The following is an 18,360-nucleotide window of genomic DNA, read 5'->3' as shown; positions in this document are numbered from 1 at the left end:
TTCTCAGGTTATCCGACAGCGAGTGAATCGATCGTTTCGACTACAGTAACGTTTTTGCTGGTAATCTTTTCTTTGCAATCTTTCCGGGAACAACCGAACGTTTCCAGCGGTTAGTTCTGCAATACCATTCACTTAAGCCTGTATAGATTGCTGGTTCTGTTAGCCATAGGATATTGTGCATCGGCACTTGCCCCGTTGCTCTATAAACGGTTCAGGGAGAACTTCGGCTGGATTGCCGTTATTTTCCCCCTTTTCATGTTTTTCGGTTTACTTACCCGTTATCCACAGATTGCCGCCGGGCAGGTTATCCGGGAGTCGGTGCCATGGGTGACGTCTCTTGGCGTTAACTTTTCCTTTTTTCTCGACGGCTTGAGCCTGACCTTCTCGTTGATTATCACACTTATCGGTGCCGCTGTTTTTCTTTTTGCCGGCGCTTACATGAAATCCTATGCCCAGACCGGCAGATTTTATCTGTATATCGGCATATTCATGACGTCCATGCTGGGGCTGGTGCTCTCCGACAATATGCTTTTGATGTTTGTGTTCTGGGAACTGACCAGTATCAGTTCGTTTCTCCTGATCGGCTTCAATTATCATAAAGAGTCGTCAAGAAAATCCGCATTACAGGCGCTACTTGTCACGGTCGGAGGGGGGCTTGCTCTTCTCTCCGGTATCATTCTGCTCTATACGGTGACCGGGAGTTACGAGATTTCGTCGTTTTACGACAAAAGCGAAATGATCACCGCTCATGCATTGTATCCTGCGGTTGTGGTGCTCGTGCTGATCGGTGCGTTTACCAAATCGGCGCAGTTTCCGTTTCATTTCTGGCTTCCAAACGCCATGGAGGCCCCTACTCCGGTCAGTGCCTACCTGCATTCCGCTACGATGGTCAAGGCAGGGATTTACCTTATAGCGAGGATGAACCATGAGATAGGTGGTACACCGCTCTGGCAGGACACAATACTGATAACAGGTGCGGTGACCATGCTTTTTTCGGCCATACTCGCTTTTAAGCAGACCGATTTGAAAAGACTGCTCGCTTACTCAACCCTGTCGGTGCTGGGAACGCTTGTGATGCTCCTCGGTATTGGCTCCAAGCTGGCGATCAAGGCTTTTTTTATCTACCTTATTGCGCATTCTCTATACAAGGGGGCTCTGTTTCTCGTTGCAGGAACACTCGATCATGAAACGGGGACGCGAGATGTGAGAAAGCTGGGCGGGTTGTACAAATTGATGCCCGTGACCGCGCTTACCGCGGCACTCGCATCGTTCTCGATGATGGGAGTGATTCCTCTTATCGGGTTCATTGGCAAGGAAACGGTCTATAAATCTATTCTTGAGCTGGAATACTGGGGGGCCTTTCTCATTGCGGGTGCAGTGCTGGCTTATGCTTTAGTGGTGATGGTCACTGTGTATGTCGGATTCAAACCGTTTTGGGGGAGCATGCTTCCTACGCCACGGCAGCCGCATGAGGCTCCAGTGAAAATGCTGGTCGGTCCCGGTGTGCTCGCGATTATGGGGCTTCTCTTCGGGCTCTTTCCCAACTTTTTCATTGCCGCGATGCTCGAACAATCCGCACAGAGCATTCTGTCTGAAACGATCAGTCTCAAGATTTCTCTATGGGGTGGATTCAATCTGGTCCTGTTTTTAAGTTTCCTGACCCTCATGCTCGGCGCAGTTTTCTATCTGATACGGGAAAAGGTTCCTGGCGGGGTATTACGGGTATCGTTACCTGGAATCGTCAGGCCTTCGGTCTGGTATGAAACGGCAATCAATGGGGTGTTGTCGTTCGCTCGGTTGCAGACCCGGCTTGTACAGAACGGTTATCTGCGCAACTACATCATTTTCTTTGTCGTCACGACGGTTTCTCTGGTCTCTTTTCCCCTTTATCGATCGGCGGAGCAGGTTACCATGGTACCGGACTTTTCAATTACTTTCTACGAGGGGGCTCTGGCATGCATCATACTCGTTTCAACGCTGCTTCTTGTTACGTCCAAATCGAGACTCAAGTCGATCGTGGCCCTTGGCGTGCTTGGTTTTTCAATAGGTATCATTTTCGTGATCTATGGCGCTCCCGATCTTGGCCTGACAACCTTTGCAATCGAAACGCTCAACGTTGTTCTCTTCGTGTTGGTGCTTTACAAGCTTCCTGGTTTTCTGAAACTGTCCGGATCACTGAACAGAGCCAGAGATGCGGTTATCGCTCTGTGCGTCGGCTGTATGATGACGCTTACCGTGCTTTTTGCTTCTTCGTTTGAACTCTCGTCAGCTCTAAAGCAATTCTTTGCCGAAACGAGTTTTCCCGATGGGAAAGGCCGCAATGTGGTGAATGTTATTCTCGTGGATTTCAGGGCTATTGATACACTGGGAGAAATCACGGTGCTGACGGTAGCTGCGTTAGGGGTATTTGCTTTGTTGAATCTCAGACCTGGTAGGAGGAAATGATATGTATTCCATTATTCTCGCTACCGCGTCGCGTTATCTGCTGCTGCTGTTGCTGATGTTTTCGGTGTTTCTGCTGTTTCGGGGGCATAACGAACCGGGCGGCGGATTTGTCGGCGGTCTAGTTGCAGCAGCAGCCTATGCGCTGTACTTCATCGCCAACGGCATCGAGGCAGCACGGACCATTGTCCGTTTTGAACCCATTATGATTATTGCCGCCGGTTTATGTACTGCCGTTGCAAGCACGTTGCCATCGCTTGTTGTCGGAAAGTCGTTCATGACGGCAGTCTGGGTCGATACGGGGATTCCTTTTGTCGGGAAGGTGGGGACTCCCCTGTTGTTCGATCTCGGGGTGTACTTTCTTGTGCTCGGTATAACACTCTGTATCATCTTTTCGCTTGCTGAGGAGGATCGGTTATGACGTTTCTGCTTGCTGTGATTGTTGGGGCACTCTATGCTGCCGGGACCTATCTTGTACTGAGGAGAAGCATCGTCAAGGTTATTTTCGGGTTGATTTTTCTGGGTCACGCTGCCAACCTTATGATCTTTACCGTGGGAAGGCTTACCAAAGGGGTTCCTGCGTTTGTGCCGGAAGGGGCGGAAATACTCACTGAACCATTTGCCGATCCTCTACCGCAAGCCCTCATACTTACATCTATCGTTATTGGTTTCGGCGTGCAGGCGTTTGCTCTTGTGCTTTTCAAGCGAGCCTACCTGACGCTTGGAACCGAAGACCTGGATAAGATGCGAAGCACCGATCAGCTTCCGGAGGAGCGGTTATGAGCAAGATTATCATGTTGCCCATATTGTTTCCGGTATGCGCTGCGCTGATCATGATTTTCTTCCGGCGGTCGGTGGCCATGCATCGTATTCTTAACGTTGCGGCAACAGCCTCGATGCTCGTCGTATCACTGGTTATTCTCGGTAGTGTCCGGTCCGAAGGAATTCTTTCATTGCAGGTTGGAGGCTGGGAAGCTCCGTTCGGGATCACTCTCGTAGCCGATATGCTTTCTTCTATCATGGTGGTTTCTGCGGCTCTCATCGGATTTACCACGGCACTGTATTCTCTCGGTACCATCGATGAGGAACGTGAGCATTTTTTCTACTATCCCCTTCTGCAGCTGTTGCTCATGGGGATCAACGGAGCTTTTCTGACAGGAGATATTTTCAATCTCTACGTCTGGTTTGAAGTGATGCTCATCTCTTCTTTTGTTCTGCTTGTACTCGGCGGGAGACCGCAACAGCTCGAAGGGGCAATCAAGTATGTGACGCTGAATCTTCTTTCCTCGTCGGTTTTTCTTGCAGCAGCGGGGATTCTCTACGGGACCGCCGGTACGCTCAACATGGCCGATCTTGCCATGAGGATTCCCCTGCTTGACCATCGGGAGCTGCTGTCGGTAGTGGCGGTGCTTTTCTTGATCACTTTCGGTGTGAAAGCGGCGATCTTTCCACTATTTTTCTGGCTGCCCGCTTCATATCATACCCCTCCGGTTGCAGTTTCCGCTATCTTTGCCGGACTGTTGACAAAAGTGGGGGTGTATGCGATCATGCGTTTTTTTACCACTATCTTTACGCATGACGGTGTATCGTTTATCCATCAGGTGCTGCTTGTTCTTTCTGCTTTCACGATGGTTGTCGGAGTGCTTGGTGCCGTGGTTCAGTATGACATGCGCAAGCTGCTTTCTTTTCATATCATCAGCCAGATAGGATATATGATTTTTGCGCTGGCGGTACAGTCGCCTCTGGCTATTGCAGGAGCGTTGTTTTATATCGTTCACAATATTGTGGCAAAGACAAATCTGTTCTACTTAAGTGGTCTTGTCCATCGTTTGAAGGGATCCTGGGACCTCAGGGAGATCGGTGGAATCTACCGGTTCTATCCAATGCTCGGACTGCTGTTTCTGGTTCCGGCTCTGGGTCTGGCCGGTATTCCTCCGCTATCCGGGTTCTGGGCGAAGTATGTTGTGATAAAGGCCGGAATCGATTCGGAGCACTATCTGCTGGTCGGAGTCGCTCTTGGCGTAAGCATGTTGACATTGTTTTCCATGATGAAGATCTGGAACGAAGGGTTCTGGAAAAATGATCCACGGGGAGAGGGTAGCGTTGAAGACGAGGGGTATCTGCGAACTCCGACAATGAAAAAAGCGGTTACCTTGGTGCCGATTATCATGCTCGGGTTCCTGACGGTGATGTTCGGGCTATGGTTCGAACCTTTTTTCGAGTTTGCGGACAGAGCGGCTTATGAACTCCTGGATGTATATAATTACATCGATGCGGTGATAGGAGGTCGGTCGTGAATCCGTTTCTTTTCAATATTCTTCTGGCGATAGCCTGGATGCTGCTTGTCGGTGATTTCACTGCCGGAACGTTTACCCTTGGCATGGTTGTCGGTTATCTTATTCTATGGTTTTCTCGTTCTGCGTGGAGAGAAACAAAGTATTTTTCGAAAATACCGCTTGTGATCAAATTCGTATTGTACTTTCTGAAGGAACTGCTCGTTGCGAATCTCAGGGTTGCGTTCGATATCATTACACCGAAGGATTACATGGAGCCCGGAGTGATTGCTTTTCCGCTCGATGTCAAGACAGATATCGAGATCACTCTCTTCGCGAATCTCGTTACCCTGACCCCTGGAACGTTGAGTCTCGATGTATCCCCTGACAGAAAGACACTTTACGTGCATGCGCTCTATGTCAAAGATGCCGTCGGGTTTTGCGATGAACTTAAAGAAGGCCTCGAAAAACGATTGATCGAGGTGATGCGATGACGTTTATAGAATGGTCAGTAGATATTTCGGTGATCATCATCGGTCTTTCGATTCTGGTGATTTTTCTACGCTTGGTTATCGGGCCGAGCATCGAGGACCGTATTGTTTCTCTGGACCTCCTTTCGGCAAACGCGATAGCCTTCATTGCGGTCTATTCTATTCAAAAGAAAACGACAACATTCCTCGATGTCGGTATCATCGTGGCATTGTTGGCGTTTCTCGGTACAGTGGCTTTTGCATACTACCTTGGAAGGAGGGGTAGAGAATGATAGAAATTCTAAGTGGCGCTTTTTTGCTTCTGGGAACCCTTTTTATTCTTGTTTCGGCAATCGGTATCCTGAAGATGCCCGATCTCTATACCCGTATGTCGGCAACGACCAAAGCTTCAACGCTCGGTATAGGTCTGGTACTTATCGGTACAACAGTTTACTGGCAGGATATTGGTATCGGTTTCCGAGCTGTAGCAATCATTATCTTCTTGTTTCTCACTGCACCCGTAGCTGCTCACATTATCGGCAGAGCCGCATATTTCGGTAAGGTGCCTCTGTGGGAAAAAACAAAAATTGATCAATTCAAAGAGCGGGTGGATGATGCCGATAGATGAGTTTTTTGCGGTAAAGGTGTTACATTATCTTCTGTATCTACAAAATCTTATTGCAGTTCCAACCCCCAAGCAAAGGAGAGGGTCATGGCAGGAAAGAAAAGCTTGCTGAAAGAGATGAAAGAGACTTTTTTTCTGCATCCTGTTGCCGCACATTTCAGCAATGGTCTTATACCGGTTGCTGTACTTTATCTGCTGCTTACCCTGCCTACAAGTGATCCGTTTTTCGAGCATACCGTCGAACATCTTATCATTATCGTGCTATTTGCTATTCCAATATCTTTTTATTCAGGAATTCGCGACTGGACAATGAATTACAAACGGGTGAAAACTCCTATTTTCATGAACAAGATTCGGTTGTCGATAGTGCTCTTCGGGCTTGTTATCGCTGCGGTGGCAGTCCGTTTGACTGTTCCTGATGTCATGTATCGTAATGACTGGTTGCACTGGGTCTATGCCGGACTGCTTTTGACGATGATGCCGGTTGTAACCTTTCTCGGCCATTATGGAGGCAAGCTCGCCGGTGCTGCAAAGTTGGCTGCTGCCCGGCGAAAACAGTAGGCCTGTTTTGCAACCGTCGTTCAGATTGTTTCATAACGTAACTGAATTCCCCATTCAGTTTTTTTTATCAAGCTTCACCGTGCTTTTTCAGCAAGGGTATATTTAATACAAGGGTCGATATGCTATGAGTAGAAGACATCTTTTTTCGGCTTTCGCTATTGTTTCGCTTGTGATGATGTCACTTGTTTCTCTGCAGGATGCTTCTGCTGCCAAGACTCGTTATGTTTTCGGCGGCGGTCCGGCAGGGGGGACTTTCCAGGTTGTTGCAAGTGCAATTCAGACCTACAAGCCCGTCAAGGACATAAAAGAGTTTTCCGTCAAAGCCCAGTCTTCGGCAGGTTCGATCGAAAATCTACGCAGGGTGAATGCAGGGAAATCGGATTTTGCCGTGGTTTATTCCGGCCACCTCTACCAAGGCAGAAAAGGAATGCTCAGGCACGATCCGAGAACCTACAACAAGGTGCTGGCTGTAGGTTATCTGTACGGTGCTCCTGCCCAGTTGGTGGTGCGAAAAGGGGCTGGGGTCAGTTCCGTTGAAGATCTTCAAGGCAAAAAAGTTGGGGTTGGTAATGCAGGGTCAGGTGCTTTTGCCAATTGCGAACTGTTTTTTACTCATCTTGGGTTGTGGGGGGAAATAGAGAGAAATGCCATGGGGTACAACGATGCGGCCGCGGCGTTCGGTAATCGGCAACTCGATGCTTTCTGGCTCTTTACTGCTTTTCCCAGCGGGGCGGTTATCATGGCTTCCCAGACGAACAGTATCGATCTTCTCAGTTTGGAAATTCCGGCATCACACAGCGGATTTTATAAAAAGTATCCGTACTTCACTAAAGTCACCATTCCCGCCGGTACCTACCGTGGAGTCGATGAAGACCGGCAGTCTTTTCAGGATTCAGCTCTCTGGGTAGCCAATGCGGATGTACCCGATGAGGTTGTTTACCGAATGTTATCGCTTGTCTACAGCGATGAAGGGATTGCGTATATGGTGAGCCAGAAAAAAAACTTCACAGGGATGAGCATCGAAAACGGAGTGAACGGTATTGTAACGCCGATGCATCCCGGCGCATTGCAGTTCTGGAGAGAGAAGGGGGTGCTGTAAGGTGTACGATCGGCTGTACAGGATTGAGCAAGTCATATTCGATCTGTTGGCAGTTGTGCTGGTTCTCTTCTATGGGTATTCTGCATTCATCCAGCCCGCACCGACCGAATACCATCGAGGTGTGTATATCTTGATCACCTATGTCCTCGTTTTCCTGCTCTACCGTTCGGAATCTCATCTGATGAGAGTTATCGATTATCTGCTGATTGCTCTTTCAGTGTTTTCGGTCGGATACTGGATTCTGAATTTCGAGGCAATCAACTATCGGGTCGGTATGGAAACCCCTCTCGATACCGCAGTGGCGGTTATCGGAGTACTGCTCGGGGTTGAGCTTGCAAGAAGGGTTGTGGGTAACGTGTTTGTTTTTGTCGGAGCGTTTATGCTGTTCTATGGTGTTTACGGTGATTACGCTCCCGACATGTTCGCGCATGCCGGAGAGAGTTTTTCCGGTCTGTGCACCAGTATTTTCTTCAAAAGCGATGGTGTGTTCGGGATTATGGCGAATGTTCTGGCCACCTACATTGTATTGTTCGTGATTTTTGGGGCTTTTCTTGAAAAATCTGGAGCGAAACAGTTTTTTATCGATTTTCCATTGGCAGTGTTTGGTCACAGAACGGGAGGATCTGCCAAGGTGGCAGTTATTGCAAGCGGCTTGTTCGGATCCATTTCCGGGAGTGCAATTGCCAATACGGCTTCGACCGGGACGTTCACGATACCAATGATGAAAAAGTCAGGATTCCGGCCGCATGTGGCAGGAGGAATAGAACCCGCAGCATCCATAGGCGGCATGTTCATGCCTCCTATTATGGGTGCCGGCGGGTTTATCATGGCTGAATTGACGGGAGTGTCTTACGCTCGAATCATGCAGGTGGCACTTGTTCCGGCTTTGCTTTACTTTTTCAGCGTTTTTATGATGGTGCACTATGAAGCCAAAAAGCAAGGTCTTACAGGCGAGCAGTTTGGTGGAAATGCACTCGATATCCTGAAAAATGGATGGTATTATACTTTGCCGATCGTCATGGTAACGGTGTTCATGTTTCAGGGATTTTCACCAGGATACGCTGCTGTTCTCGGTATTGCGAGCTGTATCGTGGTAAGCTGGTTGCGTAAGGAAACCAGGATCGATGCTATGGCATTCAGAGAAGCTGCGCGAAAAGGCACCGAAAACAGCCTGCTCATAGGCTCGACCGTCGGTGTGATCGGGATCATTATCGGTGTACTCAACTACAGCGGTGTGGTGCTCACTTTTGCCGATGTCATCATTGAACTGGCTCGAGGGCAACTGTTTTTTACGATAGCGCTCATTGCTCTGGCTTCGCTGGTGCTCGGTATGGGAGTTCCTGTGACCGCAGCGTATCTCATAACCGCTGTCGTTGCCGTTCCTGCCTTGACCCATCTCGGTGTAAACCTGATCGCCGCCCATATGATTGTCTACTGGCTTTCACAGGATTCAAATGTCACCCCTCCTGTTTGTATCGCTGCATTTACCGGTGCTGCAATAGCCGAGGCAGATATGTGGAAGACAGCTTTCTCGGCTTTCAGATTCGCCAAGTTTCTATACCTTGCTCCGTTTCTTTTCGGTTATGTCCCGGGATTTTCGCTCAATGGCTCACTATTTGACATTGTCATCACATTTACGCTTTGTGCAGTGGGAACATGGTTATACTCCTGGGCGCTGAGTGGTATATGGAAAAGAAAAGCGGCTTCGATCAATCCTGTTCGGGATGGATCAGCCGGGCAAGGCGGGGATTCATGAGCTCACCTCCGAAGTAGAGCAGAGCGTTGTCGAACTCTTCGATGGTGAACTCATATCCTTCTTCTTCTGCAATCAGAAGCCGGGTTTCGACAGTTCGGGCTTTTGAAAGACGGGTTGAAAACGCGTCATCGGATCTTACCCGGTCTATGAAATGTCGTGCATAGTCGAGAGACATAAGATCTTATTCGTGTTTTCCTTTCAGGCTTTGGGTCAACTTGTCCAGATTTTCAGTGGCTGCTTTGATGGTGTTGTCTGCCATTTTCAGATGTTCGACACTCAGGTGCAGCATTGTTTTGAAAAAGTTGTCTATCGAGGCGGCAGTATCGACGGGTTCGAGGGCATCGCTTCGTGTTTGTTCGGTGGTTTCGTCTACAGGGGTGGCTTTAACCGGGGAAGGCTTGCTTACCGGTGGTTTGCTTGATACTGGTTTTGTCTCTTCGGCAGGTTTTGCTTGCGGGATTTTCGACTGAGATTCTTCAGTACTTTGTTTTCTTAACCGTGAAAAAAAGCCCCCCTTTTTTTCTTTGTTCGCCATGATCGTTGCTATTGATGATGATCGATACTTTTACCGCATGACAGCTGCGGCAACTTTTTTTGAAAGTTACAGTAAAAGTCTAACATTGCATGAGGAAAAGGCGGTGGTAAAGCATTCTTTTCCTGTATCACGGTTTCGAATTTCTGCAACGGGAGCAATCAGTTGCGGCAATTTTTAAAAGAAGTTGTTTTGAGAAAAATTCTGATACTGTTTGCACACCCTGCATTGGAGAAATCACGGGTTAATGTCAGGTTGATTGAGGGGGTCGAAGCGATTACAGGAATAACTTTTCATGATTTGTATGAACGGTATCCTGAGATGGATATCGATGTCAAAGCTGAACAGAATTTGCTGAAAGAACACGATATCGTTGTTTTCCAGTATCCTTTTTTTCTCTTCGGCATTCCAGCGTTGCTGAAAGAATGGATGGACCTCGTTCTGGTTCATGGATGGGCGTTTGGCCGAAACGGCAATGCTCTGAAAGGAAAATGGATTTGCCATGTTGTCACAACCGGAGGCAGCAAAGCTTCGTATTCAAAAGGTGGTTACAACCGGTTTACCATGAAGGAGTTGCTTGCTCCTCTCGAACAGGCCGCCCATCTTTGCGGTATGCGTTATCTTCCCCCTTTCGTGATTCATGGTACCAACGTCATGAGACCGGATGTCATAAAAGAGCATGTTGGACAGTACCGGAAGATGTTGAAATTGCTTGCCGATCAGACATTCGATCCCGTAGGTCTCTGTAGTCAGGAAAATCTCAATGATCAATTCAGGAGAAGATAAAGGGGCACTAATTATATGGATAGTGGAGGATTTTTTTTTCAAGCGTTTGTTTATCTGACCGCAGCCGTTGTCTCTGTTCCGGTAGCCAAGAAGCTTGGTCTCGGTTCTGTACTGGGTTACCTGATTGCAGGGATAACTATCGGCCCCTTCGTTCTGGGATTGGTCGGCAGTGAGGGGCAGAGTGTCATGCAGTTCGCCGAGTTCGGCATTATCATGATGCTTTTTCTGATCGGGCTCGAGCTCCAACCGTCGATGATCTGGAAACTCAAGGGGTCCATTCTTGGTATGGGAGGGGCTCAGGTAACGGCAACTGCATTGCTGCTGATGGCCATTGCCTTGTTTTTTGGTCTGCAGTGGCAGACTGCCCTTGCGCTTGGGCTTGTCCTGGCTCTTTCCTCAACCGCAATTGTTCTGCAAACCCTGCATGAGAAAGGGTTGATGCAAACGGATGGAGGGCAGAACTCTTTTTCGGTACTGCTCTTTCAGGATATCGCAATCATACCGATTCTCGCGATTCTTCCATTACTCGCAACCGCTCAGGCATCGTCTTCGAGTATCCATGGAGACGATGGTCATGCCGGAGGGTCGACATGGATAGAAGAGCTGCCGCTCTGGGGGCAAACAACGGCTGTTCTCGGCGTTGTGGCCGGTATCATTCTTGCCGGAAAATACCTGATCAACCCGTCATTTCGTCTTATCGCGAAGACTCGTCTTCGAGAGCTATTTACTGCAGCAGCCCTGCTGCTGGTTATCTCGATTACCATTCTCATGGGTAAAGTCGGCCTGAGTCCGGCATTAGGTACATTCATCGCCGGTGTAGTATTGGCACAAAGTGAATATCGTCATGAGCTTGAAACCAATATCGAGCCTTTCAAAGGGTTACTTTTGGGGCTGTTTTTCATCTCTGTGGGTGCGTCGATTGATTTCGATGTTATTGCCGCCAACCCGGCTTTGATTCTGCAAATGGTTGCGGCATTGCTGTTGCTGAAGTTCTTTGTGCTGGCCGGGATAGGACGGATTTTCGGGATGAGCTTCGATAACATCCTGCTTTTTGCTCTTGCTCTTGCCGAAGGAGGAGAGTTTGCGTTCGTTCTTTTTTCATTCGGGCTGAACAACGGGGTTTTTGAAGCATCTTTGGTCAACCCGCTGATCGCGGTTGTTGCGCTCAGCATGGCTATGACTCCTCTTTTGGTGCTGCTTAACGAAAAACTCGTTCAACCGAGGTTCGGTACAATGGAGAAAGAAAAAAAGAGCCCCGACACGATAGACCTGGATCGGAAAAGCAGTGTAATCATAGCAGGATTCGGTATGGTTGGCAGTACTGTCGGACGGTTCATGCAGGCAAATGACGAGGAAGCTACCTATCTGGATACCGATCCGGATAACGTTGACCTGCTGCGCAAGATGGGGTTCCAGGTTTTTTACGGAGATGCTTCGCGTACTGATCTGCTGCAAGCTGCGGGAGCGGCTGAAGCGGAATTGCTTGTTATCGCTGTAGGTAACGCAGCAAAAGCCCTGGAGATTGCAGGTACAGCCCGTAAATATTTTCCCCATCTCGAGATCATAGCGCGGACAAGTGATTGGGAAGAGTCATACGAAATGATCGGCATGGGGGTAAAAAACGTCTACCTCGATACCCTTGATGTCGCATTGCGTATGGGCGGTGATGCTTTGGGCAGGTTGGGGCACAGGAGGTATCATGTCTCGAGGGCGATGAAGACGTTCCGTCGTTACGAAGAACGGCATCTGCACGAGCTTGCCGAGATAAGGCACGATAAAAAAGAGCTCATGCGTGCAACGAAGCTGCGGATAGAAGATCTCGAACAATTGATGCTCAAAGAGAAGGAAGGACTTCACAAGGATAAAGATCTGGGGTGGGACGCGTCGGGCCATATAGCTGATGACGGGCATATGCGAAGCTGAGTGACAGGCTTGTTGAATTGTTGATCTGTTTATTTGTTGTTTGGGAGAGGGAAACAGTTCAGCAACTCACCGATTCAATAAATCAACAGCACTTTCCTGTTTTTGACTTTTACCTTTTGACCTTTCAACGTTACTTCTTCCAGAACGAGGGGTAGAACATCACCATGACCGTAAACATTTCAAGACGTCCTGTCAGCATGTTGAACGAGAGAAACCATTTTCCGGCTGCTGAGATATGCGAAAATGTATGTGCAGGGCCAATCTCTCCGAAGCCGGGTCCGATGTTGAAGAGTGCGGCGATAACCGCGCTTATGGCGCTGTAGAAATCCATGCCGTCGATCAGCGTCAAGATTGCGCTGCCGACAAATATCATGAAGATGTTCAGAATGAAATAACTGATTGCCAATGTGACGACTGAAGGGTCGGCATTTTTCTGATTGATTTTAATCGGAACTACAGCCAAGGGCTGCAGGAACTTCCTGCCTGTGGCGTAGAGGTATTTACAAATGATTTCGTAATGCACCACCTTGATTCCGCTGGTGGTCGAGCCTGCACTAGCACCGATCATACAGGCGATCATGATGAGCATCTGAGCCGACTGGGGCCAAAGTTCGTAATCGGCCGTGGTGAAACCCGTTGTTGTCAGGATCGAGACAACCTGAAACGTCGCATACCGGATTGAATCGAAAATACCACTGTAGCTCCCGCTCACCCAAAGAACCAGTGCAGTGAGCAGACTGAGGAACAAGACGAATCCGATATACCATCGTATCTCGGTATTTTCTCTGACGGGTTCCCAATCCTTTTTAAGAATGTGATAGTGCATCATGAAAGTCATACCACCCAGAAACATGAAGATGATGGTGATCCAATCTATCCAGGCGCTGTTATAATAGCCGATGCTGCTGTTCTTCGTTGAGTAGCCGGAGGTTGAAACAGTTCCAAAAGCATGGCAGAGGGAGTCGAAAAGCGGCATACCTGCCAAAAGTAGAAGGAGTGACTGAATGAGAATAAGCGCAAGATAGATTCCCCAGAGCCATACAGCGGTCTGCTTGACACGGGGAAGAAATTTTTCACCCGTTATGACCTGGCCTGGATCGGCTTCAGCTTTGTAGAGCTGCATACCTCCTATACCGAGAAGAGGCAAAATGATTATAGTAACCATGATGAACCCCATTCCTCCGATGAGATGGGTGGTGCTTCGCCAGAAAAGCAGCCCGTGAGGGACGGTTTCGATGTTGTCGAGTATAGTGGCTCCCGTGGTGGTATAACCCGACATCATTTCGAAAAATGCGTCGGTGAACGATGGTATGGTTCCATGAATCATGAACGGAATAGCCGAAACGGAGGATACAAGAATCCAGCCGAAGGTGACGATGAAAAGGCCGTCCTTCAATGTCAGATCGCGGTATTTCCGGTAACTCCACCAGAGTGGCAGTCCTATGCCGATCGTTATGACCATTGCCATTGCCAGCGAGAGAGCATCGCCATCATTGTAGATCAAGGCGCATGCAAGAGGAAGGAGCATGGTACTGCCTATGAAGATAAGAAGAGCTCCAAGAACATTGAATATAGCGGGAAAGTTCATTAAGCGAAAGCAGGTTTCTTTGATGTGTTATTTGAAAAGCTCTCTTGCATCTTTAAGACTTTTTGTTGCCGAAACCACAACAGCCAGATCGTTAGGTTCAATAATGGTGTGCTCATCGGTCAGTTCACAGCCCCCGTTTCGTACAACGCCGGCAATGAGTATCTGTTTTTCCTGCAGCATGGAGCGCATTTTTTTCAACGGCTTTTTTGTGATTTGAGACTTCGGTGCAGCAGCAAGTTCGATGACTTCCGCGTCGACGCCATGCAGGTGAGCGAGCGAGAACAGTTCTCCCATCCGGATGAACTTCATGATTTCATCTGCAGCGGAAATCTTTTTGTTGAGAGCGACATCGAGACCGATCGTCGATGCCAGGACGAGATAGTCTTCTTTTTTTACCAAAGCTATGGTTTTCCCGACTTTTGCATTTGCATCGACATTGGACCTGTTCATGATGTGTTTGGCAAGCAGGCAGCTGATAATGTTTGTTTCATTGTTGCCGGTTGTTGCGATGAAGCTGTCCATCTCCATCAAACCGCCAAGTACCATGACATTCACATCGGTGCCGTCACCAAGCAGGACATCGGTGTTTTTCAGTGTGGAGGCAAGTTCCTCGGCGTGTTCCTTGTCGTTTTCTATGAGCGTTATTTTAACGGTTTTTCCAAGTAGCTCGGCTACTCTCGCCCCAACCATGCCGCCGCCAACGATCATGACCTTGTGAATGCTCTGCTCACGCATATCCATGAGGTTCATCAGCTGTGGGAGGCTTTTTTCATGCAGCATGATGAATACCTGATCGTTGGGAAGAACCGTGTCGTCCTCTCCGGGAATGATGGTGGCGATACCTCTTGCGACGGCTACGATCTTGAATCGGAAATCATTGTGCAGAAGGTCGATCTCTTTAAGCGTTTTGTTGACTATCGGACTATCCGGGTTGACGCGCATAGCGACAACTTTCATTTGCCCTTCGCCGATATCGACGACGTCATTTGCCGAGGCTCTCATGACAAGGCGTGCCATTTCCTGGGCAACCAGTTCTTCGGGGTGAATGACCAGATCTATCTTGAAATCGTTTTTATTGAGAAACGAGTTCTCGTAGCCATATTCAGGAGAACGAACACGGGCAACTTTGCGGGGTATACCTAAACGGTCGGCTATGATAGATGCTATCATATTGACCGAATCTTCATTTGTAACCGCTATCAGCAAGTCCATGGTTTCCGCTTTTGCCCGCTGCCAGCAGGCCAGTTCCATGGCATTACCTTCTATAATCTTCGCGTCGATCTTGTCGTTGACGCTGCTTATCAGCTGAGGGCTCGATTCGATTACCGTAACGCCGTATCCATCATGAACAAGGCGTTGTGTCAGATGAAGTCCTACTCCTCCCAGACCGATTACCAATATGTTTTTAACACTCATTCTTTATTGCTCGGATAACAATTCCCAACAAAATGATAGAAAAATAATCTACAAAAAATAAAATCTGCAGATAACTTTAACGGTTTCTTCTTCAACAATGTCTGGATTCCGTGCTTGAGCATTGCAGAAAAATCAGAAACGGCACTGCTACATTTGCTGTTGTTTCCAGTTCGGGTGGACCCTTGAAGAGGTGCGGAGAATCTGATAGACGATATGTTTTTTTCCGGTGGTCTGGTTGAAAATTTCATTGTCACCGTCATAAAATTCTTCATGCAGATGGAAATGATTGAACACGGAGAGGTATTGCTCTACCCACTGTTTTCGGCAGAAACTGTAATGCTTCAATGGGTCACGATAGTTGACGGGACGAAGAATGAACTCTCCTCTGATTTCTTCGGCAGGTTCTCCTTCCATACGAATTGGGCCGAGTGCAACGTAGCTTCTGCTTTCGGGATCGAACCAGCGTTTGTTTTGCAGCAGGATTGGACGGGTGGTAAATCCGAAATTCAGCTCGTCCGGATTGTTCGGATTATCGAGCCCACCCATTGCATACACTTTATCGTTCCAGCTTTCACTCCATGAAATCTCCATTTCGGCAGGTCTGTCCTTGCAGCGTTTGTCAATGGTGTAGCGGTGTTCGGATCTCCAGGCAGCTGCACGGACAAAGGCGAGAACGCTTCCCCTGAGTTCTCCACCGTAACGTTCGGCCAAAGCCGCCTGTTCAGGATACGCATCTCTTTTCTGGATTTCGACCAGTGTCACCCAGGCCCACTCCACCGCCGAGAGATCATGAGGATCAAGAAAGGCTTTCAGGGTAACGTGATAATAGGTTTTTGCCGTTGCCTCACGTTCGACGGGATAAAGGAAAAATGCCAATACAATGGAGGCTGCAACAAATACTTTATTCCGTTTTGTCATACGAACGATACCGTGTTGCGGTTAATCAATGAAAGCTACATTTTTTTATGAATCATAAGATTCATCAATGGGTTCGTAAAGGATCTTCGAAGAACAATGAAACGGTTGTTATGGCAGTTATCATCGAGCGACAAAAGCTGCCGCTCTCTTTTCGAGGATCTTATCGTATGTTCTCACTATTCAGATTTTCTGCCAAGGCATTGTTTTGGGCATCGAAACGGTTACGCTGTAGCAAGCCTCGGGTGGAGAGAGTTATCAATGAGCTATCGATGAGGATACAAAAACAGTGCTTTATCGGAGAGAGCAGGCCATAGTTGTTCGTCAAAGATGTTACTTGTTATTCTGGGCCGACTCTTTTATGGCCGAACCGGCTGATTCAACATCCTTTCCGACACCTTCAATAGTATTGCATGATGAAATGATGAGAAGGAGTGCGATGTTCAGTATAAAGACGATCTGTTTCATAAAACCTACTCTGATTACTTTCGTGAAATTGCTTGCGTGTGCAACATAACGGTCACTTAGGGCTTCAGGTGAAAATTTAGGAAACGATCGGAATTCTGGCAACCGGTTTGTCATTCTTTTCTGACGTGTTGAAAGGGGGGTAATGGCTGGTTCTGGCTTGTGATGGCGTTTATATCGTATACAGCGTTTAGCCCTGGCTGTTGCTTATGTGTTTTCTTTGGTTGCAAACTTGACGGCAAGCCATTTTTCTTCGTAATTGGCACTCGTGACACGGAGTCCCGCAAGAAAAGCAGGCAATATGACTCCTTTCTGGTAATTACCGATACGGACGGTCATGAGTTCACCAACTTGAACGATGTTTACTTCCATGTTGTTGTCGAAAACGAAAGGTACACGGAGTTTCATGGTATACTGTCCGTCGCTTTTTTTCTGGATATCTACATGTTCTTCCTGGTACAATATATCCATTGGATTTGTTGCACTGTAGACGATATTTCCCACGTTTTCCAACATTTCGAGGCCTACAACCTCTTTTCTGAACAAAGGGACTTCCGCGATGGGGATCGGTGAAAAGGTTTTTTCGATCTGATCGATATATTTTTTTTGGATCTCTTTCCATTCGCTGAGATACTGTCCGTCAACCTCTTCGAAAAAAACACGGTTGATGATAATCTGATCGACCGTTATTCCGTAAAGGTTGAGATACGTAAGGGCGCGCATGGACTCCTTTATGACCATTTTTTCCGGATTCATGACCAGGCGAACAGTCGTTTTATTGCTGTCCGACAGAAGGTCTATTATGCCGTCTACCGAAGAGAAGAGATTGTCGACCTGGCTATAGACCTCCTCTTCAGGAACGATATCCTTCAGCTTCCCGACTCGTTTCGAGATGGGGCGGATAACCGGTTTAACGACATATTTTTCCAGATTACGGATGAGCTTGAGCATCCAGCCAAATGTTTCAGGAATAGAGAGTAGGCGGAGTGTCTCTCCTGTAGGAGCGCAGTCGACAACGAGGAGGTCATAGTCGTTCGACTCGTTGTACTTTTTTATATAGGAGAGGGAAAAAAGCTCTTCCATACCGGGGAGGACACCCATCTCCTCGACATAGATGTCTTTTATTCCCTGTACCTCCATGAGGTGAGCGAAATGCTCACGGACGATTTCCCAATTGAGGGTCAGGTCACCATAAACGCTGACTTCCTGACCGAAAAGATTGTCGGCAATTTTAACAGGAGCGGCTCCAAGTTCGATATCGAAAGAGTCTCCAAGGCTGTGCGCGGGATCGGTTGAAATGACGAGGGTTTTATGTCCAGCTTTAGAAGCTTTGAGCGCTGTCGCGGCGGCGATGGTTGTTTTTCCGACACCGCCTTTTCCGGTGAAAACGATATTTCTCATGGTGGCTCCCTTTGCGTTGCGCCTACGATAGATACAAGAACAACCGTTTTGCACTGCAGAAAATTCTCACGGGGAGCTCTAAGCCTTATGGGTAAAGACAGGGCCATA

Annotated in this window: 19 protein-coding genes; 12 read left to right on the top strand and 7 right to left on the bottom strand. The window is 48.0% G+C overall.

Annotation, left to right across the window (positions count from 1 at the left end; genetic code table 11):
• Positions 1 to 147: 147 nt before the first annotated feature.
• The 10 genes from QZ209_RS04205 (at position 148) to QZ209_RS04160 (ending at position 9,226) form a co-directional block, all read left to right on the top strand.
• Positions 148 to 2,445, top strand: a complete 2,298-nt coding sequence (locus tag QZ209_RS04205) for a putative monovalent cation/H+ antiporter subunit A (RefSeq protein ID WP_294344963.1) — start codon at positions 148 to 150, stop codon at positions 2,443 to 2,445.
• A gap of 1 nt (position 2,446) precedes the next feature.
• A complete protein-coding gene (locus tag QZ209_RS04200; protein ID WP_294344962.1) occupies positions 2,447 to 2,863 on the top strand; it encodes a Na+/H+ antiporter subunit B in 417 nt (138 codons plus the stop codon).
• On the top strand, positions 2,860 to 3,225 hold the full coding sequence (locus QZ209_RS04195; protein WP_294344960.1) for a Na+/H+ antiporter subunit C: 366 nt from the start codon (positions 2,860 to 2,862) through the stop codon (positions 3,223 to 3,225). Before QZ209_RS04200 ends, QZ209_RS04195 begins: the two co-directional genes overlap by 4 nt.
• A complete protein-coding gene (locus tag QZ209_RS04190; RefSeq protein ID WP_294344958.1) occupies positions 3,222 to 4,739 on the top strand; it encodes a Na+/H+ antiporter subunit D in 1,518 nt (505 codons plus the stop codon). Before QZ209_RS04195 ends, QZ209_RS04190 begins: the two co-directional genes overlap by 4 nt.
• Positions 4,736 to 5,209, top strand: coding sequence for a Na+/H+ antiporter subunit E (locus QZ209_RS04185; protein WP_294344956.1), 474 nt, complete (start codon positions 4,736 to 4,738; stop codon positions 5,207 to 5,209). The genes QZ209_RS04190 and QZ209_RS04185 overlap by 4 nt, the downstream gene beginning before the upstream one ends.
• Complete coding sequence (locus tag QZ209_RS04180) at positions 5,206 to 5,478, top strand: monovalent cation/H+ antiporter complex subunit F (RefSeq protein ID WP_110024252.1); 273 nt, start codon at positions 5,206 to 5,208, stop codon at positions 5,476 to 5,478. Before QZ209_RS04185 ends, QZ209_RS04180 begins: the two co-directional genes overlap by 4 nt.
• Complete coding sequence (mnhG, locus tag QZ209_RS04175) at positions 5,475 to 5,813, top strand: monovalent cation/H(+) antiporter subunit G (RefSeq protein ID WP_294344952.1); 339 nt, start codon at positions 5,475 to 5,477, stop codon at positions 5,811 to 5,813. The genes QZ209_RS04180 and mnhG overlap by 4 nt, the downstream gene beginning before the upstream one ends.
• 84 nt (positions 5,814 to 5,897) lie before the next feature.
• On the top strand, positions 5,898 to 6,371 hold the full coding sequence (locus QZ209_RS04170; protein WP_294344950.1) for a hypothetical protein: 474 nt from the start codon (positions 5,898 to 5,900) through the stop codon (positions 6,369 to 6,371).
• A gap of 124 nt (positions 6,372 to 6,495) precedes the next feature.
• Positions 6,496 to 7,470 carry a TAXI family TRAP transporter solute-binding subunit gene (locus tag QZ209_RS04165; protein ID WP_294344949.1) on the top strand — a complete coding sequence of 325 codons (975 nt, stop codon included), beginning with the start codon at positions 6,496 to 6,498 and terminating at the stop codon, positions 7,468 to 7,470.
• A 1-nt stretch (position 7,471) separates the two neighbouring features.
• Entirely contained in the window at positions 7,472 to 9,226 is a 1,755-nt protein-coding gene (locus QZ209_RS04160) for a TRAP transporter fused permease subunit (protein ID WP_294344948.1), read from the top strand.
• Here QZ209_RS04160 and QZ209_RS04155 read toward each other — a convergent pair.
• The gene (locus QZ209_RS04155) at positions 9,180 to 9,401 is read right to left on the bottom strand and encodes a Nif11-like leader peptide family natural product precursor (protein ID WP_294344947.1); all 222 of its coding nucleotides are present in this window, start codon (positions 9,399 to 9,401) and stop codon (positions 9,180 to 9,182) included. The two genes, QZ209_RS04160 and QZ209_RS04155, sit on opposite strands and share 47 nt — an antisense overlap.
• Positions 9,402 to 9,407: 6 nt before the next feature.
• Positions 9,408 to 9,761 (bottom strand): hypothetical protein, encoded by a 354-nt coding sequence (locus QZ209_RS04150; RefSeq protein ID WP_294344945.1) that lies wholly within the window; start codon positions 9,759 to 9,761, stop codon positions 9,408 to 9,410.
• A 189-nt stretch (positions 9,762 to 9,950) separates the two neighbouring features.
• Between QZ209_RS04150 and QZ209_RS04145 the strand changes: the two genes are divergently transcribed.
• Together QZ209_RS04145 and QZ209_RS04140 are read left to right on the top strand one after the other, a co-directional pair.
• Positions 9,951 to 10,544 (top strand): NAD(P)H-dependent oxidoreductase, encoded by a 594-nt coding sequence (locus QZ209_RS04145; protein WP_294344943.1) that lies wholly within the window; start codon positions 9,951 to 9,953, stop codon positions 10,542 to 10,544.
• A gap of 15 nt (positions 10,545 to 10,559) precedes the next feature.
• Positions 10,560 to 12,467 carry a monovalent cation:proton antiporter-2 (CPA2) family protein gene (locus QZ209_RS04140; RefSeq protein WP_294344941.1) on the top strand — a complete coding sequence of 636 codons (1,908 nt, stop codon included), beginning with the start codon at positions 10,560 to 10,562 and terminating at the stop codon, positions 12,465 to 12,467.
• 130 nt (positions 12,468 to 12,597) lie between these two features.
• On the opposite strand, the gene QZ209_RS04135 is transcribed toward QZ209_RS04140, so the two are convergent.
• From QZ209_RS04135 to QZ209_RS04115, 5 genes are all read right to left on the bottom strand, one after another.
• Positions 12,598 to 14,055 carry a TrkH family potassium uptake protein gene (locus QZ209_RS04135; RefSeq protein ID WP_294344939.1) on the bottom strand — a complete coding sequence of 486 codons (1,458 nt, stop codon included), beginning with the start codon at positions 14,053 to 14,055 and terminating at the stop codon, positions 12,598 to 12,600.
• Between the two features lie 27 nt (positions 14,056 to 14,082).
• A complete protein-coding gene (trkA, locus tag QZ209_RS04130) occupies positions 14,083 to 15,471 on the bottom strand; it encodes a Trk system potassium transporter TrkA (protein WP_294344937.1) in 1,389 nt (462 codons plus the stop codon).
• A gap of 147 nt (positions 15,472 to 15,618) precedes the next feature.
• On the bottom strand, positions 15,619 to 16,389 hold the full coding sequence (locus tag QZ209_RS04125) for a hypothetical protein (protein WP_294344936.1): 771 nt from the start codon (positions 16,387 to 16,389) through the stop codon (positions 15,619 to 15,621).
• Between the two features lie 330 nt (positions 16,390 to 16,719).
• Positions 16,720 to 16,854, bottom strand: coding sequence for an entericidin A/B family lipoprotein (locus tag QZ209_RS04120; protein ID WP_294344934.1), 135 nt, complete (start codon positions 16,852 to 16,854; stop codon positions 16,720 to 16,722).
• A 204-nt stretch (positions 16,855 to 17,058) separates the two neighbouring features.
• A complete protein-coding gene (locus QZ209_RS04115) occupies positions 17,059 to 18,252 on the bottom strand; it encodes an ArsA family ATPase (protein WP_294344932.1) in 1,194 nt (397 codons plus the stop codon).
• Between the last annotated feature and the right edge of the window lie 108 nt (positions 18,253 to 18,360).

Origin of the sequence: Prosthecochloris sp. (genome assembly GCA_015482705.2) — a bacterium.
In the GTDB taxonomy this organism is placed as follows: Bacteria; Bacteroidota; Chlorobiia; order Chlorobiales; family Chlorobiaceae; genus Prosthecochloris.
The sequence above is the reverse complement of the archived record's forward strand: the minus strand, read 5'-3'. Positions and strand labels throughout refer to the sequence as shown.

What these genes read in the sequence shown, in the direction of transcription:
- QZ209_RS04190 (WP_294344958.1), top strand. Translation starts at nt 3,222, where the DNA reads ATGAGCAAGATTATCATGTTGCCCATATTGTTTCCGGTATGCGCTGCG.
- QZ209_RS04135 (WP_294344939.1), bottom strand. Translation starts at nt 14,055, where the DNA reads ATGAACTTTCCCGCTATATTCAATGTTCTTGGAGCTCTTCTTATCTTC.
- QZ209_RS04115 (WP_294344932.1), bottom strand. Translation starts at nt 18,252, where the DNA reads ATGAGAAATATCGTTTTCACCGGAAAAGGCGGTGTCGGAAAAACAACC.
- trkA (WP_294344937.1), bottom strand. Translation starts at nt 15,471, where the DNA reads ATGAGTGTTAAAAACATATTGGTAATCGGTCTGGGAGGAGTAGGACTT.
- QZ209_RS04125 (WP_294344936.1), bottom strand. Translation starts at nt 16,389, where the DNA reads ATGACAAAACGGAATAAAGTATTTGTTGCAGCCTCCATTGTATTGGCA.
- QZ209_RS04140 (WP_294344941.1), top strand. Translation starts at nt 10,560, where the DNA reads ATGGATAGTGGAGGATTTTTTTTTCAAGCGTTTGTTTATCTGACCGCA.
- QZ209_RS04155 (WP_294344947.1), bottom strand. Translation starts at nt 9,401, where the DNA reads ATGTCTCTCGACTATGCACGACATTTCATAGACCGGGTAAGATCCGAT.
- QZ209_RS04150 (WP_294344945.1), bottom strand. Translation starts at nt 9,761, where the DNA reads ATGGCGAACAAAGAAAAAAAGGGGGGCTTTTTTTCACGGTTAAGAAAA.
- QZ209_RS04195 (WP_294344960.1), top strand. Translation starts at nt 2,860, where the DNA reads ATGACGTTTCTGCTTGCTGTGATTGTTGGGGCACTCTATGCTGCCGGG.
- QZ209_RS04180 (WP_110024252.1), top strand. Translation starts at nt 5,206, where the DNA reads ATGACGTTTATAGAATGGTCAGTAGATATTTCGGTGATCATCATCGGT.
- QZ209_RS04120 (WP_294344934.1), bottom strand. Translation starts at nt 16,854, where the DNA reads ATGAAACAGATCGTCTTTATACTGAACATCGCACTCCTTCTCATCATT.
- QZ209_RS04165 (WP_294344949.1), top strand. Translation starts at nt 6,496, where the DNA reads ATGAGTAGAAGACATCTTTTTTCGGCTTTCGCTATTGTTTCGCTTGTG.
- QZ209_RS04170 (WP_294344950.1), top strand. Translation starts at nt 5,898, where the DNA reads ATGGCAGGAAAGAAAAGCTTGCTGAAAGAGATGAAAGAGACTTTTTTT.
- QZ209_RS04200 (WP_294344962.1), top strand. Translation starts at nt 2,447, where the DNA reads ATGTATTCCATTATTCTCGCTACCGCGTCGCGTTATCTGCTGCTGCTG.
- mnhG (WP_294344952.1), top strand. Translation starts at nt 5,475, where the DNA reads ATGATAGAAATTCTAAGTGGCGCTTTTTTGCTTCTGGGAACCCTTTTT.